The 15,569-nt window shown below is 69.7% G+C and carries 12 protein-coding genes; 4 read left to right on the top strand and 8 right to left on the bottom strand.

What is annotated here, in order from left to right:
- Positions 1-103: 103 nt before the first annotated feature.
- A complete protein-coding gene (gene icmF, locus IF54_RS0123205; RefSeq protein ID WP_030321743.1) occupies positions 104-3,334 on the top strand; it encodes a fused isobutyryl-CoA mutase/GTPase IcmF in 3,231 nt (1,076 codons plus the stop codon).
- Here the strand turns inward: icmF and IF54_RS39725 are convergent.
- Together IF54_RS39725 and IF54_RS0123195 are read right to left on the bottom strand one after the other, a co-directional pair.
- Complete coding sequence (locus IF54_RS39725) at positions 3,285-4,733, bottom strand: MFS transporter (RefSeq protein WP_037820426.1); 1,449 nt, start codon at positions 4,731-4,733, stop codon at positions 3,285-3,287. The two genes, icmF and IF54_RS39725, sit on opposite strands and share 50 nt — an antisense overlap.
- 148 nt (positions 4,734-4,881) lie before the next feature.
- A complete protein-coding gene (locus tag IF54_RS0123195) occupies positions 4,882-5,928 on the bottom strand; it encodes a LacI family DNA-binding transcriptional regulator (RefSeq protein WP_030321739.1) in 1,047 nt (348 codons plus the stop codon).
- Positions 5,929-6,075: 147 nt separating this feature from the next.
- On the opposite strand from IF54_RS0123195, the gene IF54_RS0123190 reads away from it, so the two are divergent.
- The 3 genes from IF54_RS0123190 to IF54_RS0123180 all read left to right on the top strand — a co-directional run bounded on the left by IF54_RS0123190 (position 6,076) and on the right by IF54_RS0123180 (position 8,603).
- Positions 6,076-7,134, top strand: a complete 1,059-nt coding sequence (locus tag IF54_RS0123190; RefSeq protein WP_030321737.1) for a glycoside hydrolase family 5 protein — start codon at positions 6,076-6,078, stop codon at positions 7,132-7,134.
- Positions 7,135-7,432: 298 nt separating this feature from the next.
- On the top strand, positions 7,433-8,038 hold the full coding sequence (locus IF54_RS0123185) for a restriction endonuclease (RefSeq protein ID WP_051735508.1): 606 nt from the start codon (positions 7,433-7,435) through the stop codon (positions 8,036-8,038).
- A gap of 94 nt (positions 8,039-8,132) precedes the next feature.
- The gene (locus tag IF54_RS0123180) at positions 8,133-8,603 is read left to right on the top strand and encodes a carboxymuconolactone decarboxylase family protein (protein WP_030321734.1); all 471 of its coding nucleotides are present in this window, start codon (positions 8,133-8,135) and stop codon (positions 8,601-8,603) included.
- A gap of 58 nt (positions 8,604-8,661) precedes the next feature.
- Here IF54_RS0123180 and IF54_RS0123175 read toward each other — a convergent pair whose 3' ends face one another.
- The 6 genes from IF54_RS0123175 to IF54_RS0123150 are packed head-to-tail and all read right to left on the bottom strand — an operon-like array spanning position 8,662 to position 15,345.
- On the bottom strand, positions 8,662-9,678 hold the full coding sequence (locus tag IF54_RS0123175; RefSeq protein ID WP_030321732.1) for an ABC transporter ATP-binding protein: 1,017 nt from the start codon (positions 9,676-9,678) through the stop codon (positions 8,662-8,664).
- The gene (locus IF54_RS0123170; protein WP_030321730.1) at positions 9,675-10,736 is read right to left on the bottom strand and encodes an ABC transporter ATP-binding protein; all 1,062 of its coding nucleotides are present in this window, start codon (positions 10,734-10,736) and stop codon (positions 9,675-9,677) included. Before IF54_RS0123170 ends, IF54_RS0123175 begins: the two co-directional genes overlap by 4 nt.
- Entirely contained in the window at positions 10,729-11,697 is a 969-nt protein-coding gene (locus IF54_RS0123165; RefSeq protein ID WP_030321728.1) for an ABC transporter permease, read from the bottom strand. Before IF54_RS0123165 ends, IF54_RS0123170 begins: the two co-directional genes overlap by 8 nt.
- A gap of 2 nt (positions 11,698-11,699) precedes the next feature.
- Positions 11,700-12,725, bottom strand: coding sequence for an ABC transporter permease (locus IF54_RS0123160; RefSeq protein ID WP_051735502.1), 1,026 nt, complete (start codon positions 12,723-12,725; stop codon positions 11,700-11,702).
- The gene (locus IF54_RS0123155) at positions 12,713-14,431 is read right to left on the bottom strand and encodes an ABC transporter substrate-binding protein (protein ID WP_030321723.1); all 1,719 of its coding nucleotides are present in this window, start codon (positions 14,429-14,431) and stop codon (positions 12,713-12,715) included. Before IF54_RS0123155 ends, IF54_RS0123160 begins: the two co-directional genes overlap by 13 nt.
- A gap of 17 nt (positions 14,432-14,448) precedes the next feature.
- A complete protein-coding gene (locus IF54_RS0123150) occupies positions 14,449-15,345 on the bottom strand; it encodes a proline iminopeptidase-family hydrolase (RefSeq protein ID WP_030321722.1) in 897 nt (298 codons plus the stop codon).
- Between the last annotated feature and the right edge of the window lie 224 nt (positions 15,346-15,569).

Here is a 15,569-nt window from a genome sequence, read left to right as displayed (position 1 = left end):
GGCGAGGCGTGTGTTCTTCCGCACGCCGACCCCTGATAATTTACTAGGACGTCCTACTATTTTCTCAGCCCCGCTCTTCGTCGTGTCTTCGGAAGGCCTCGCCATGAGCGATCTGCACCGCCCCGTCCACCCCGTCCGCCTGGTCACCGCCTCGGCGCTGTTCGACGGGCACGACGCTTCGATCAACATCATGCGGCGGATCTTCCAGTCGCAGGGTGCCGAGGTCATCCACCTCGGCCACAACCGGTCCGTGCGGGAGGTCGTGGACGCGGCACTGGAGGAGGACGCGCACGGCGTGGCGGTCTCGTCCTACCAGGGCGGACACGTCGAGTATTTCGAGTACCTCGTCGCCTCGCTGCGCAAGCAGGGCGCGGAGCACATCCGGGTGGTGGGCGGCGGGGGAGGTGTCATCGTCCCCGACGAGATCGCCCGGCTCCGGGAGGCCGGCGTGACGATCTTCTCGCCCGAGGACGGCCAGCGGATGGGCCTGGCCGGGATGGTCAACACCGTCGTGCGGGACTGCGACTTCGACCTCTGGGACGGCAAGCCGGCCGACCTCTCCGCGGTCCTGGCAGGCGACCGGTTCGCTATCGCCCGGGCCGTCACCGGCGCCGAACTCGGCAAGCTGCCCGCGGAGTTCCGTGCGGAACTGCGGACCGCCGCGGCCGCGCGGCGCGTACCGGTGCTCGGCATCACCGGCACCGGCGGCTCGGGCAAGTCGTCGCTGACCGACGAGCTGGTGCGCCGGTTCCGGGTCGACCAGCGGGACGCCCTGCGCATCGCCGTGATCGCCGTGGACCCCACCCGGCGCCGGGGCGGCGGCGCGCTGCTCGGCGACCGGATCCGGATGAACTCCCTCGACGGCGAGCGGGTGTTCTTCCGCAGCCTGGCCACCCGCGGCAGCCGTGAGCTGCCCGAGCACCTCTCCGACGTGATCGACGTGGTGAAGGCCGCCGGGTTCGACCTGGTGGTCGTGGAGACGCCGGGCATCGGCCAGGGCGACGCCGCGATCGTGCCGTTCGTGGACGCCTCGCTGTATGTGATGACCCCGGAGTTCGGGGCCGCCTCGCAGCTGGAGAAGATCGACATGCTCGACTTCGCCGACGTGGTGGCCATCAACAAGTTCGAGCGGCGCGGCGCCAAGGACGCCCTGCGGGACGTGGGACGCCAACTCGTCCGCAACCGCGAGGCGTTCGGACAGCGGCCCGAGGACATGCCGGTCTACGGCACCTCCGCGGCCACCTTCAACGACGACGGCGTCACCGCGCTCTACCAGCACCTCAGGGGTACGCTGGCGGACAAGGGCCTGCCGCTGTCCGAGGGGGCACTGGACCCGGTGGACGTACGCCACTCCTCCGGCATCCGCCAGGTGGTCCCCACGGACCGGGTGCGCTACCTCGCCGAGATCACCGACGCCGTCCGGGGCTACCACGCCGAGACCCTCCAACTGGCCGAGCGGGCACGGCGGGTGCAGCGGCTGGAGATCGTCGAGGGTGAGCTCGCCGACGCCGGCCTGGACGCCGAGGACGTACGGTCCCTGCTGACCGAGGCGCGCAGGCAGCTGCCGTACGAGATCACGGAACAGATCACCCACTGGCCCGCCGTGATCGCCTCCTACTCCGGTGACGAGCAGGTGGTGAAGGTCCGTGACAAGGAGATCCGCACCAAGCTGACCCGTGAGTCCCTGTCAGGCAACAAGATCCCCCGGGTCGCCCTGCCCCGCTTCACCGACCACGGCGAGCTCGTTCGGTTCTGGCGCAACGAGAACCTCCCCGGCCGATTCCCCTTCACGGCCGGGGTGTTCCCCTTCAAGCGCGACGGTGAGGACCCGGCCCGCATGTTCGCAGGCGAGGGCGACCCGTTCCGCACCAACCGCCGCTTCAAGCTCCTGTCGGAGGGCCAGCCGGCGACCCGCCTGTCCACCGCGTTCGACTCGGTGACCCTCTACGGCCGCGACCCCGACGAACGCCCCGACATCTACGGCAAGGTCGGCACCTCCGGGGTCTCCGTGGCCACCCTGGAGGACATGAAGGCGCTCTACGACGGCTTCGACCTCGTGGCGCCCACGACCTCCGTCTCCATGACGATCAACGGCCCGGCCCCGGCCGTCCTCGCGTTCTTCCTCAACACCGCGATCGACCAGCAGATCGAGCGCTTCCGGGCCGAGGAGGGCCGCGACCCCGCGCCGGAGGAGGCGGCCCGGCTGCGCGCGCACGCGCTCGCGAACGTGCGCGGCACCGTGCAGGCCGACATCCTCAAGGAGGACCAGGGCCAGAACACCTGCCTGTTCTCCACCGAGTTCAGCCTGCGGATGATGGCCGACATCCAGGAGTGGTTCATCCAGCAGCAGGTCCGCAACTTCTACTCGGTGTCCATCTCCGGCTACCACATCGCCGAAGCGGGCGCGAACCCCATCAGCCAGCTCGCCTTCACCCTCGCCAACGGCTTCACCTACGTCGAGGCCTACCTCGCCCGCGGCATGAAGATCGACGACTTCGCCCCCAACCTGTCGTTCTTCTTCTCCAACGGCATGGACCCCGAGTACTCGGTCCTCGGCCGGGTCGCCCGCCGCATCTGGGCGGTGGCGATGAAGGAGAAGTACGGCGCCGGCGAGCGCAGCCAGAAGCTGAAGTACCACGTCCAGACCTCCGGACGCTCCCTGCACGCCCAGGAGATGGACTTCAACGACATCCGCACCACGCTCCAGGCGCTCATCGCCATCTACGACAACTGCAACAGCCTGCACACCAACGCCTACGACGAGGCGGTGACCACACCCACCGAGGAGTCGGTGCGCCGGGCCCTCGCCATCCAGCTGATCATCAACCGGGAGTGGGGCCTCGCGATGAACGAGAACCCCCTCCAGGGATCGTTCATCATCGACGAGCTGACCGACCTGGTCGAGGAGGCCGTCCTCCAGGAGTTCGAGCGGATCAACGAGCGCGGCGGAGTGCTCGGCGCGATGGAGACCGGCTACCAACGCGGCCGTATCCAGGACGAGTCGATGCTCTACGAGCAGCGCAAGCACGACGGCACGCTGCCCCTGATCGGCGTCAACACCTTCCGCAACCCGCACGCCGACACCGCCGAGCCGGCCGTGGTCGAACTGGCCCGCGCCACCGAGGAGGAGAAGCAGTCCCAGCTGGAGCGCGTACGGGACTTCCACGGCCGCCACCACGACGAGGCCCAGGCCGCCCTGGACGCCCTCAAGGACGCGGCAGTGCGCGGCGAGAACGTGTTCGCGGTCCTCATGGACGCCACCCGCGTCTGCTCCCTCCAGCAGATCACCGAGGCGTTCTTCGAGGTGGGCGGGCAGTACCGGCGGAACGTCTGAGGGCGCCGGTCCGACGGACCGGAAGGCGGCGGGCGCCACCTGGATGACGGGGCGCAGCCGTCGTGGGGGCGACATCGTGACCGTGTGGACCTCTTCGCCGACTTCGCCGACTTCGGCGACTTCGGCGACTTCGGCGGGGAGGTCTGCGAGGACCCCGACGGGCTCCGCCTCGACCGCCCGCACGCCGGAACCGAGGGAAGAGCACGAGCAGCAGCAGTGCCGCCGCGACGGTCAGGACACCGCCTCCCGTGACCGTCCACGTGACGCCGAGGCCGGCGCCGACCGTGCCGTGCAGGAGGTTGCCCACGCGCGGCCCGCCCACCGCGACCACCGTGTCGATGCCCTGGAGCCGGCCCCGCATCCCGTCCGGAACGGCCGTCTGGAGCACGGTCTTGCGGAAGACCCCCAGCGCGAGGAGCGCACCCCCGGCGAGCACCAGCCACGCCACCGCCGGGACCAGGGTGCCGGACAGCCCGAACCCGGCGACGGCCGCTCCCCACACGCCGACCGAGACCGCCACCGCGACACCGTGCCGGCCGACCCGTGTGAAGGGCCCGGAGAACACTCCCGCCAGCACACCACCGGCCGAGACGGCGGCGTACAGCACTCCGATGTCCGACGGACGGAAGGTCTCCGCGGCGAGCTGGGGGAAGAGCGCGGTCGGCAGACCGAGGGAGAGTGCGGCGAAGTCGGCGACGTAGACCAGGAGAAGCACCTGACGCCGCGTCACCAGCCGTACGCCGTCGCCGATCTGCCGCAGTACCGCTCCTCCCTTCTGGAGTTCTGCGCCGCCGTACGGAGGAAGATCCGGCAGCCGCCACACGGCCCACACCGTCGCGCAGACGGCGAGGGCGTCCGCCAGGTACAGCGTCCGGCTGCCGACGACCGGCAACAGGCCGCCCGCGAGCAGCGGTCCGGCGATCCCGGCGGCCAGGAGGACGGTCGACTGGAGCGCGTTGGCGGCGGGGAGCAGTTCGGGTGGTACCAGACGGGGGGTGACGGCTCTGCCGACTGTGGAGTTGGCGCCGAACAGGGCCTGTTGGACAGCCACCAGCGCGAACAGCACACCCACCGACCGCAGGTTCGCCCACGCCTGCGCCCACAGCAGCAACGACGTGGCGCCGATGCCGATCGTGGTCACCAGCAGCACCCGCCGTCTGTCCCGCAGGTCCGCGAGCGCCCCACCCCACAGCGCCGCCGCGGCCATCGGAACGAGTCCGACGAGGCCGGCCAGCCCCACGTCGGCCGACGAACCGGAGACCTCATAGATCTGCAACGGCACGACCACCGCGGTGAGTTGAGCCCCGAGACCGGTCACGATCCCGGCCACCCACAGCCGCCGGAACTCGCCCACCCGCAGCGGCCGCACGTCGACCAGCACCCGTTTCGCACACGTCATGCACCGAGGCTCCGGGTTCCCACAGGGTCAAGGTCAACCGAGCCGAGCGAGCACCTGCCCGGCCAACTCCCGGGTACGACGTGAGGGAGATTGCTGTGATCGTCTTGATCAACGGCGTGCAGCGGCAAGAGCACGCTCATGGACCGGTTCAGACCGACGGCGGTGCCGTGCTGCCCCTCACCACCAGGCTGGTCGGTACGAGGTCCGTGCCGGGGTGTGCCTCGGTCTGGGCTCGGATCTGCTCCAGGGCCTTCTGGACACAACGGTGGCCCACCTCGGCGAAGTCCTGGTGGACGGTGGTCAGCGGTGGCACGAAGAACCCCGCGTCGGGGATGTCGTCGAAACCCACCACGCTGACGTCGTACGGCACGGACAGCCCCCGCTCGTGGAACGCCCGCAGCAGCCCCAGCGCCATCTGGTCGTTGGCGGCGAACACGGCCGTGCAGTCCGGCGGTTCGGGCAGCACGAGCCCCGCCTCGTAACCGGACTCCGCCGACCAGTCCCCGTACAACGCGGGCGGCACCGGCCGCCCCGCCTCCCCGAGCACCGCCCGCCACGCCTGTGCCCGCCGCTGCCCCGCGAAGGACTCCTGCGGACCCGTCACATGCCACACGGTCCGGTGTCCCAGGTCGAGCAGATGCCGTACGGCCTTCCTGGCCCCGTCCGCCTGGTCGGTGTCGACCACGCTGTACCGGTCGCCGGCGTCGGAGTCCACCACGACGACATGCACCCCGGGCGGCAGCTGGACCGTCCCGGTGTCGAGGAGATGGATCTCCATGATGACGATGACCGCGTCCACGGCCAGCTCGCCCATGCGGGTGAACGCGCCCAGCACGTTGTCCTGGGTCGGGACGTCGATGGGGATCAGGGTGGTCGCGTACCCCTCGGCCGCCGCGTGCGTGGCGATCGCCTCGACGGTGCGGCTGTTGCCCGTCGAGGACAGGCTGAACAGGATCACGCCGATGGTGTTGAACTGGCCGTACCGCAGCGCCCGCGCGGCACTGTTGGGTCTGTATCCCAACTCGCGCATCGCCGCCAGGACCTGCTCACGCGTCGAACTGATCACCCCCGGGTGACCGTTGGAGACCCGTGAGACCGTCTGCGAGGAGACGCCCGCCAGCTTCGCGACGTCGGCCATGGACACCCGCTGCTTGCGCCGCCCACCGGGGACACCGGAACCTCCCCGCTCGACCACTGCTGCCTCCTTCACACACGCGGACGTGTTGTGTATCGCACCGGATGTTACGTGGGGGAAACCTTGACGGCCGCCGGAGCGGATGCCACGATTCCGGCGCCGTCATGTTTACGTAAACATGCTGTCATCCGGAAAGGGTTTCGGTCGATGCGCAAGACCCCCACCAGTCCCCGTCGCGCCCCCCACCTGCGTGCCTCCCTCGTCGCCGTCGCGATCGCCGCGATCAGCGGCGCCACCCTCACCGGCAGCCCCGCCTCCGCCGCCGCGCCGACCACCGACACGACCCAGTTCAAGGGCGTCAACTGGGCGGACCCGCGCGACAACTTCGCCGACGACGAGCTCCAGCTGTCGGGCCTGTCGACCACGGACACCTACGCCCAGACCTACACCAAGGCGAGCCGCGTCATCGCGGCGTTCCGTGCCAACCTCGGCGCCAACACCGTACGACTGCCGATCAACCCGTACACCGTCAACGGCTCGTACTGGAAGTCGTACCGGGGCGTCATCGACGCGGCCACCGCCCAGGGCTTCAAGGTCATCGTGTCCTACTGGGAGGGCACGGGAGACCGCAAGGACGGCTTCATCGACGATGAGGCCACCTACTGGCCCATGTGGAACACCGTCGTCAAGGCCTACAAGAACAACTCCCGGGTCTACTTCGAGCCGATGAACGAGCCCCACGGCTACACCGACGCCCAGTGGGCCGACGTCGCCGCCAAGTGGCTGGACACCTACAAGTCCGTGCCCCGCAACCGCGTCTTCGTCAGCGGCGCCGGCTACAACGACCACGTCACCACGGTGTGCGCCGACCCGCGCCTGAAGGGCACCTACCTGTCGCTGCACGACTACGGCTTCTGGAAGTCGTACGCCACCTACGACGAGTGGGTGGCCGACGTGAAGACCCGCATCGGCGACTGCGCGAACCGGACGGTGGCCGACGAGTTCGGCGCGCCGATGACGACCGGCCTGAACTACAACGTGAAGACCCCGGACGACAACTACGTCAACTTCATCCAGGCCGCCACCGACACCTTCCGCGAGCTGAAGATGGGCTCGGTGTACTGGCCCGGCCTGCGTACCGACGACATCTACTCGATCCAGAAGCTCGTCGGTCCGGCGGCCCGTCCGTGGCTGGAGACCACCAACCGGTCCGGCGCCGACCGGCTCGCCTGGGGCTGGGGCCGCGGCAAGCCCGTCCAGGGCTGACCCGCCCGTCGGCCGGCCGCGGTGTCTCGGGCATCGCGGCCGGGTCCGGGGTTGGGGCTTGGCCTCCGACCCACCCCCCGGCACCTGCCCGCATCCGCCCCGGCCCTGCTCGACATCCGGACATGGCCGACTCGCCCCCTACCCGCGCCGCCCCGACCTGCCCAGACTTCTCGGTAGGAGAACCGGGGGAGGGGAGGCCGGCGTGGCCACGCGTCGACGGGGTGCGGCCGTTCTCAGGCAGCGGGGCGAGCGGATCAAGTGGGGCGACGTGGGCGGCGCGGCGGCGCTGGTCGTCGTGATGACGTTCTGGTCCCATGTGTGGCCGTACGTGTTGGGTTTCCTGCTGCTCCGTATCCTCGTGGCCGTCGGCCTGAGACTGTGGCGCACGGACCGGCTCCTGCGCGGCCGGGACCGTGAATGGCGCCGGGAGGAGGCGGTGCGGGCGGGGCGGCGCACCCTCGCCGAGGTGGACGCCATGACGGGCACCGAGTTCGAGGAACTGGTCGCGGACCTGTGCCGACGGGACGGCTGCACGGAGGTCCGGCGCGTGGGCGGTGCGGGCGACAACGGCGCCGACGTCCTCGGACGGCTGCCGGACGGCCGCACGATCGTCGTCCAGTGCAAGCGCTACGCACCGCACCGGGCGATCCCCAACCGCGAACTGCGCGAACTGCTGGGCGCCCGGCTGCACTTCCGCGCCGACCTGGCCGTGTTCGTGACGACCTCACGCTTCACCGGCCCCTCCGAGCGGTTCGCGCTGGAGCACGACATCCTCGCCGTGCACCGCGACCACCTCGGCCTGTGGAACAACGGGGCCTCGCTGATGTCCCTGAGCGAGGTGAACGGCCGCGGCCAGGGCGACGCCCGCCACCGCAAGCGCTGGAAGCAGGCCTACGGCGACTAGGCGGGAGACGCAGGTCACATTTGTCCATGTCACAACCCGTCGGGCTCTTCAGTCATAGGTGTGTAGCCATCGACAACGGCAGAAGGAGCACACCATGGAAGCCCGACTCAACGTCTTCACCAGCCCGCTGGCCGGCAAGCTGCTGAAGCACTTCGCCTCCGCGGGCAAGGTGGTCACGGACTCGGGACTGCCGCTGACCACCCAGGAGTTGGTGAAGATCCGCGCCAGCCAGATCAACGGCTGCGGGTTCTGCCTCGACATGCACACCAAGGAGGCCGCCGCCGCGGGCGAGACCGCGCAGCGCCTCCACATGGTCGCCGCCTGGCGTGAGGCCAAGGTCTTCACCGAGGCCGAGCGTGCCGCGCTGGAACTGGCCGAGCAGGGCACCCGTCTCGCCGACGGGACCGGCGTGTCGGACGAGGTCTGGGAGAACGCCGGCAAGCACTACGACGAGGAGCAACTCCTCGCCCTGGTCTCCCTGATCGCCGTCATCAACGCCTTCAACCGGCTGAACGTCATCACCCAGCAGCCGGCCGGCGACTACGTGGTGGGTCAGTTCGGCTGAACCTGACGGCCGGGTCGGCCGCCGGGGGCTGCGCAGACCCCGGGTCCGGCCCGGTCCCTCATCCGGCCAGCGGATGGTGACAGGCCACCTGGCGGCCGGAAGCCGTCGTGGTGAGCCGCGGACGCTCCACCACACACCGCTCCTGGACATAGGGACACCGCGTACGGAACGCGCACCCCGTCGGCTTGTCCGCCGGGCTGGGCACCTCACCGGTCAGCACGATCCGCTCCCGCGGCCCCGCGCCCCCGACCGTCCCGTCGTCGATGTCCGGGACGGCCGACAGCAGCGCCTGGGTGTACGGGTGAGCGGGCTGCGCGTACAGGGCGTCCGTCCCGGCGAGTTCGACGATCTCGCCGAGATACATCACCGCGATCCGGTCCGACACATGACGGACCACCCCGAGATCGTGCGCGATGAAGACGTAGGTCAGGCCGAACTCCTCCTGGAGATCGGCGAACAGGTTCAGCACCTGTGCCTGGATCGACACGTCGAGCGCGGACACCGGCTCGTCGGCCACGACCAGCTTCGGGTTCGTCGCCAACGCCCGTGCGATACCGATGCGTTGGCGCTGCCCGCCGGAGAACTCGTGCGGATACCGGTCCAGATGGGCGGCCGCCAGTCCTACGACGTCGAAGAGCTCCCCGACCTTGCGGCGGACCGCGTGCCTGTCGCCGTACCGGTGCACCAGCAGCGGTTCGGCCACGATGTCCCCGGCGCGACGGCGGGGGTTGAGCGAGGCCTGCGGGTCCTGGAAGACCAGTTGCATGCCCGGCCGTACCGGCCGCAACCGTCGCGTGGACAGCGTCGAGATGTCCTGTCCGTCGAACTCGACCCGCCCGCCGGTGAGTTCGGTGAGCCGGACCAGACAGCGTCCCAGTGTGGACTTGCCGCAGCCGGACTCGCCGACGATCCCGAGGGTCTCGCCGCCGCGCACCTCCAGGGAGACCCCGTCGACGGCCCGCAGCACCTGGCGCCTGCCGCGCACGGGGTAGTGCTTGGTGACGTCGGTGGCGCGCAGCAGGACCTCCCCGGAAGGCGCCGCCTCGCCCACCGTCACGCTCTCCTGGGTCGTCACGACGCCACCTCCCTGTTCACGTCCTCGTCGGCCGCCGCATCGAGTCGCGCGCGGTCCTCGTCGGCCGCCTCCCTGAGCCGCGCGCGGTCCTCGCCCGGCAGCCAGCAGGCGTCCAGATGTGTGGGCTCACCGGTGCCCGCGGTCAGCGCCGGCCGGTCCCCGCAGCGCTCGTGCCGCAGCCGGCAGCGCGGAGCGAACGCGCAGCCCTCGGGGATCGCGCCCGGTGAGACAGGCGTGCCGGTGATGGTCGGCAGCCGCCGCACCCGGACCCCGCCGACCCGCGGCACCGAGTCGAGCAGGCCCCAGGTGTACGGATGCCGCGGACGGTGGAACACCGCCTGCCGCGGCCCCTGTTCGGCCGCCCGGCCCCCGTACATCACAAGCACCCGGTCGGCGATCTGTGACACCACGCCCATGTCGTGGGTGATGAGCACCATCGCGGAGCCCCGGCTGTTCAGCTCCCGCATCAGATCGAGGATCTGCGCCTGCACGGTGACGTCCAGCGCCGTGGTCGGTTCGTCCGCGATCAGCAGGGAGGGTCCGCAGGAGAGCGCCATCGCGATGACCGCGCGCTGGCGCATCCCGCCGGAGAACTCGTGGGGATAGGCGTGCGCCCGCGAGGCCGCGTCGGGGATGCCGACGTCCGAGAGCAACCGGACGGCACGGGCCCGAGCCTGCTTGCGGGAGACCTGTTCGTGGGCCCGGATCGCCTCGGCGATCTGCCAGCCCACGGTGTACACCGGCGTCAGCGCGGTCATGGGGTCCTGGAAGACCATCGCGATTTCCCGGCCGCGTACCGCGCGCATCTCCTTGTCGGGCAGGGTGAGCAGGTCACGCCCACGGAAGAGGACCTGGCCCGACACGGTGACGTTCGGGTTGGTGAGCAGCCGCAGCACGGCCAGCATCGACACGCTCTTGCCGGAGCCCGACTCGCCGACCACGCCCAGGACCTCACCGGGCGCGACGGAGAACGAGATCCCGTCGACAGCGGTGACGGCCCCCTGGCGGGTGCGGAAGCGCACGCTCAAGTCGCGCACGTCCAGCAGCGGTTCAGGCATGGCGGGCCCTCGGATCAAGTCGTGCGTACAGGATGTCCACCAGCGCGTTGGCGAGGACCACGAAGAACGCCGCGTACAGCACGGTCCCCATGATCACGGGCAGGTCCAGGTTCTGGAGGGCGTCGAAGGTGAGCTTGCCGATGCCGGGCAGACCGAAGACCACCTCGGTGAGCAGGGCCGCACCGCCCACCAGTGCCCCGAAGTCCAGGCCGAACAGGGACACGATCGGGATGAGAGAGCAGCGCAGGGCGTGCCGGATCAGGATCCGCCGCTCGGACAGGCCCTTGGCGCGGGCCGTACGGACGTAGTCCTCGTTCAGCGCGGTGACGACCTCCCCGCGCAGCAGCCGGGCGTAGATCCCGGCGTACAGCAGGGCCAGGGTCAGCCACGGGAAGAGCATGTGCAGCGCCCACTGGCCGGGGTCCTGTCCGAGGCCGACGTAGCCGGGCGGGGGCACCCAGGAGAACAACGAGTCGTGCAACTGCTTCTGGGTGAGGAGGTTGACGACCTCGCCGAGCCAGTACGCCGGAAGGGAGACGCCGACCACGCCGACGAGCATGATCAGCGGGTCGGCGGCCCTGCCGCGCAGGGTGGCCGCCGCGGTGCCCATGAGGATGCCCGCCGTCATCCAGATCAGGGCCGCCCCGACGACCAGCGACAGTGTCACCGGAGTGGCCTGGAGGATCTGCGGGATGACCCGTGAGCCGCGGTTGACGAACGACTCCAGGTCCCGGTCGATGAGCAGATGACGCATCATCAGCAGATAGCGGACCGGCATCGGGCGGTCCAGGCCGAACGAGTGCCGCACCTGGGCGAGTGTGGCCGGATCGGCGTTGCGGCCGGCGATACGGGCCGCCGGGTCGACCCCCGGGGTGGCGAAGAAGATCAGGAACACCAGCACACTGATCGCGAACATCACCAGCAGGGCCGAGCCGAAGCGCTTGAGGGCGAAGACGAGCATGGTCACACCCCTCCGCGCAACCGGGCGCCCGGGTCGAGCGCGTCACGCACGCCGTCGCCGAGGACGTTGAGTGCGGCCGTCGTCAGCGCGATCAGCAGGCCGGGCGCGATGGTCACGGCGGGCCTGGTGTAGAGGAGCCCCAGACCGTCCTCAATGATCGTGCCCCAACTGGCCTCGGGAGGCTGGACGCCGACGGACAGGAAGGACAGCGCCGACTCGGTGAGCATCGCGAGCGCGGTCATCAACGGCACGAACACGAGTGCCGTGGGCACCACGTTCGGCAGCACCTCCCGGCGCAGGATGCGCGAGGTGGCCGCACCGGAGCCGACGGCCGCCTGGATGTACTCCTTGTTCCGCAGCACCAGCACCTGCCCGCGCAACGGCCGTGCGATGTACGGCACGTAGATCGCCGCGATGATCGCGACGGGCAGCCACAGACTCCCCGCGTCGACGGTGAGCGGGCCGAGCTTCAGGCCGTCGGTGAGCAGTACCACCGACAGGCAGATGGCAAGCAGGTACACCGGGAACGCCCAGATGACGTCCAGGACCCGGGAGATGACCGCGTCCACGACCCCGCCCGCGTACCCGGCGACGACCCCCACGGCCGTACCGAGGACGCAGGTGAGCAGCGCCGCAGTGAACCCGATGAACAGGCTCGTACGGCCGCCGTACAGCAGCCGGGCCATGACGTCGCGGCCCTGGTTGTCGGCACCGAGGAAGTAGTGGGCGGGGTCCCAGGTCGGGCCGATCGGGGTGACGCCGAGACCGAGGCCGGTGCTGCTCGGGGTGAGCACCGGCACGGTCTTCCCGTCGACCACCGTGGAGCCGGAGACCTGGGACTGGAAAGGGTCGGTGTGGGCGATGTGCTCCGCGTAGAGCGGGGCGCACACCGTGGCCAGCACGACGAGGAGCAGGACCGCGGCCGAGGCCAGGGCGGACCTGTTGCGCAGCAGGTCGCCGGCGGCGGTCCGCCAGGGGCCCGGTGAGCGCCGGGCCCCGGCCGGCGGGGCGAGGGTCACTTCACCCACAGCTGCCCGACCAGCATGTAGAACTGCTTGCTGAACCGGTAGTTGCCGACCCGGGTCGAGGTGAAGTCGATCAGCTTCGGGTTGATCAGCGGGACGACCGGCGACTGCCCCATGATCTGCTGGTCGACGGCTCCCCACTGCTTGTCCGCGCCCGCCTTGTCGGTCTGCGAGGTCTTGATCGCCGCCTGCATCCTCGCGTCGATCCCCTTGTCGCAGAACCCGGAGATGTTGATGCTGGAGTCGCTGCCGGGGTGGTAACTCGCGCAGGACAGCAGCACGTTGAGGAAGTCGGAGGCCGCGGGGTAGTCCTGGTACCAGGACGTCAGGGCCAGTTGCACCTTGTTCTTCGTGTTCTGGATGTAGGTGAACTGGATGTTGCCCGACAGCGGCTTGAGCGTCGCCTTGTAGCCGAGCTGGGTGAGGAGGCTCTGGAGGTACTGCCCGATCGACTTGTTGACGTCGTCGTCCTGCACGACGATCCCGACCTCCTGCCCGGCCGTACCGGACTGCTTCACCAGAGCCTTCGCCTTCGCGAGGTCCGCCGCTTTCCAGGTCGTACCGCCGCCCTTGGTGTAGTCGCAGGAGTCGACGTGTCCGGGGAAGCCCGGCGGCAGGATCGTGCACGCGGGTGAGGCAAGGTTGGTGCCGCCGTACAGCCGCACCACGGCGGACCGGTCGACGGCCCAGTTGATCGCCTGCCGCGCGAGCTTGTTGTCGAACGGCGCCATGTGGACGTTCAGCGTGGCGTACCAGAAGGCGGTCAGCGGGTTCACATGCGCCTGGGAGGCGTACTTGGTGCCGATCTCGCTCAGCCGGTCGGCGGGCGGAGCGTCGAACATCCAGTCCGCCTGGCCGTTCTCCACGGCAGTCACCTCGGACTCGACCGTCTGCCCGAAGGTGTAGTCGATGACGTCCGGGTAGCCCTGCGGCTCGGCCTCCCGCGACCACTCCCTGAAGTGCGGGTTGCGCACCAGCTTCAGCGCCCGGTTCGGGTCGTACGAGGCCGCCGTGTAGGGGCCGGTCGACGGCAGCGGCTTGGTCCCGGCGTCCTTCGTGGGCGAGTCCTTCGGTACGACGACGGCATGCGGGACGGCGAGTTTGTACTCGAACTCGGGGTCCGGGGCGGTGAGGTTGATGGTCACCGTGTCCGTCTTGGCGTCACCGATCACGCCCTTGGACAGGGTGCAGCCGGCCGGCGTCTTCAGACAGGCGTCGGCTCCGACGATGCCGTTGTAGAAGGTACCTGCGGTGGGGCTGGAGACCTTGAAGATGCGCTGGAAGGACGCCACCACGTCGTCCGTGGTCAGTGGCTTGCCGTTGGAGAAGGTGACGCCCTTGCGGAGCGTGAAGATGTACGTCTTGCCGCCGTTGGTCACCTTCGGCATCGCGGTCGCCAGGTCCGGCACCACAGTGAAGGACTCCTGCCCGCCGACCTTCTTGAACGCGAGCAGCCCGTCGTACATCGACTGGAACAACTGCCAGTACTGGAGGGTGTAGTTGACCTGCGGGTCGAAGCTGCCCGCGGCCGCGTGGGCGACGAGCTTGAGTGTGCCGCCCTTGTGCTGGGCCTGGAACGCGGAGGAACCGGAGCCGGACGAGCTCGGCGCGGAGGAGGAGCCCGGGTCGGAGGAGGACGAACAGGCGGCGGTGAGGGTCAGGGCGGCCACGGCTGCGGCCGGCGCGATGCGTCTGGTGGTGCGGGACATGGCGGACAACTCCCGTGTCAGTCGGTGGAGTCGAGGAACTCGCCGACGATCCGGAGGTAGAGCTCCTCCTCCTCGACGTGCGGCATGTGGCTCGAGTGCTCGAACATGTGCCAGCGCACATCGGGGATGTGGTCGGCGAAGGGGCGGACGGTCTCGGGGGTCGCCTCGTCGAAGCGTCCGGAAACCAGCAGGGTCGGTGCCTCGATCAGGTGCAGCCGGTCGATGACGGACCAGTCCTTGAGGGTGCCGACGACATGGAACTCGTTGGGGCCGTTCATCGTGTGGTACACGGTCGGGTCGGCCGCGATGTTCTCCCACGTGGCCTGCACCTCGGGCGGGTTCGGTGTCAGGCGGCACACATGTCGTTCGTTGAAGACCTGTTCGGCCGCCTGGTACTCGGGGTGGTCCGTGGTCCCGGCCGCCTCGTGGGCGTGCAGGGTGCGCTGGACTTCCTCGGGAAGCGCGGCGCGCAGCTCGGCGGCCGCCTCCAGCCACAGCGCCATGGACGCGGGGGAGTTGGCGATGACCAGCCCCCGCAGTCCGGCGGGGCGCCGTACCGCGTGCTCGGCGGCGAGCATGCCGCCCCAGGACTGGCCGAGGATGTGGTACCCGTCGGCGATGCCCAACTCCGTTAGCAGATTGTCCAGTTCGTCGAGGAAGAGCTGGACGGTCCAGAAGTCGGCGCCCTTGTCGGGCAGATGGGTGGAGAATCCGGTGCCGAGCTGGTCGTAGTGGATCACGGGCCGGCCCTGCCGGGAGATGCCCGCGATGCTGAGCGTGTAGTGGTGACCGGCGCCGGGCCCGCCGTGCAGGACCACCAGGGGTGTCCTGCCCGGCTCGCCCGTGATCCGGTACCAGGTGGAATGCCCGTTGAAGTCGACGGTTCCGGTGTGGTTCGGTTCGGGGATCGCCACGAAGAGCCTCCCAGACCGGCCGGAACCAGCCGACCGAGGTCTGAAGATAGTTGGGTGTGACGGATGGGTGAGATAGTGGGGCGGTAAAAGGTCAGTCCACAAGACCTTTTAGCTGGGGCAGGGAAAGACGTAACGACGGGTTCACACGGCCCGTGTTCGTTTACAGGAACGACGACTTGCGGGAGGACACCTGACATCCGCATCCGAGCCCGGTGACGAGTTCT

This window comes from Streptomyces sp. NRRL B-3229 (assembly GCF_000719505.1).
Lineage (GTDB): Bacteria > Actinomycetota > Actinomycetes > Streptomycetales > Streptomycetaceae > Streptomyces > Streptomyces griseorubiginosus.
The sequence above is the reverse complement of the archived record's forward strand: the minus strand, read 5'-3'. Positions and strand labels throughout refer to the sequence as shown.

What these genes read in the sequence shown, in the direction of transcription:
- icmF (WP_030321743.1), top strand. Translation starts at nt 104, where the DNA reads ATGAGCGATCTGCACCGCCCCGTCCACCCCGTCCGCCTGGTCACCGCC.
- IF54_RS39725 (WP_037820426.1), bottom strand. Translation starts at nt 4,733, where the DNA reads ATGACGTGTGCGAAACGGGTGCTGGTCGACGTGCGGCCGCTGCGGGTG.
- IF54_RS0123190 (WP_030321737.1), top strand. Translation starts at nt 6,076, where the DNA reads ATGCGCAAGACCCCCACCAGTCCCCGTCGCGCCCCCCACCTGCGTGCC.
- IF54_RS0123185 (WP_051735508.1), top strand. Translation starts at nt 7,433, where the DNA reads ATGACGTTCTGGTCCCATGTGTGGCCGTACGTGTTGGGTTTCCTGCTG.
- IF54_RS0123180 (WP_030321734.1), top strand. Translation starts at nt 8,133, where the DNA reads ATGGAAGCCCGACTCAACGTCTTCACCAGCCCGCTGGCCGGCAAGCTG.
- IF54_RS0123170 (WP_030321730.1), bottom strand. Translation starts at nt 10,736, where the DNA reads ATGCCTGAACCGCTGCTGGACGTGCGCGACTTGAGCGTGCGCTTCCGC.
- IF54_RS0123165 (WP_030321728.1), bottom strand. Translation starts at nt 11,697, where the DNA reads ATGCTCGTCTTCGCCCTCAAGCGCTTCGGCTCGGCCCTGCTGGTGATG.
- IF54_RS0123155 (WP_030321723.1), bottom strand. Translation starts at nt 14,431, where the DNA reads ATGTCCCGCACCACCAGACGCATCGCGCCGGCCGCAGCCGTGGCCGCC.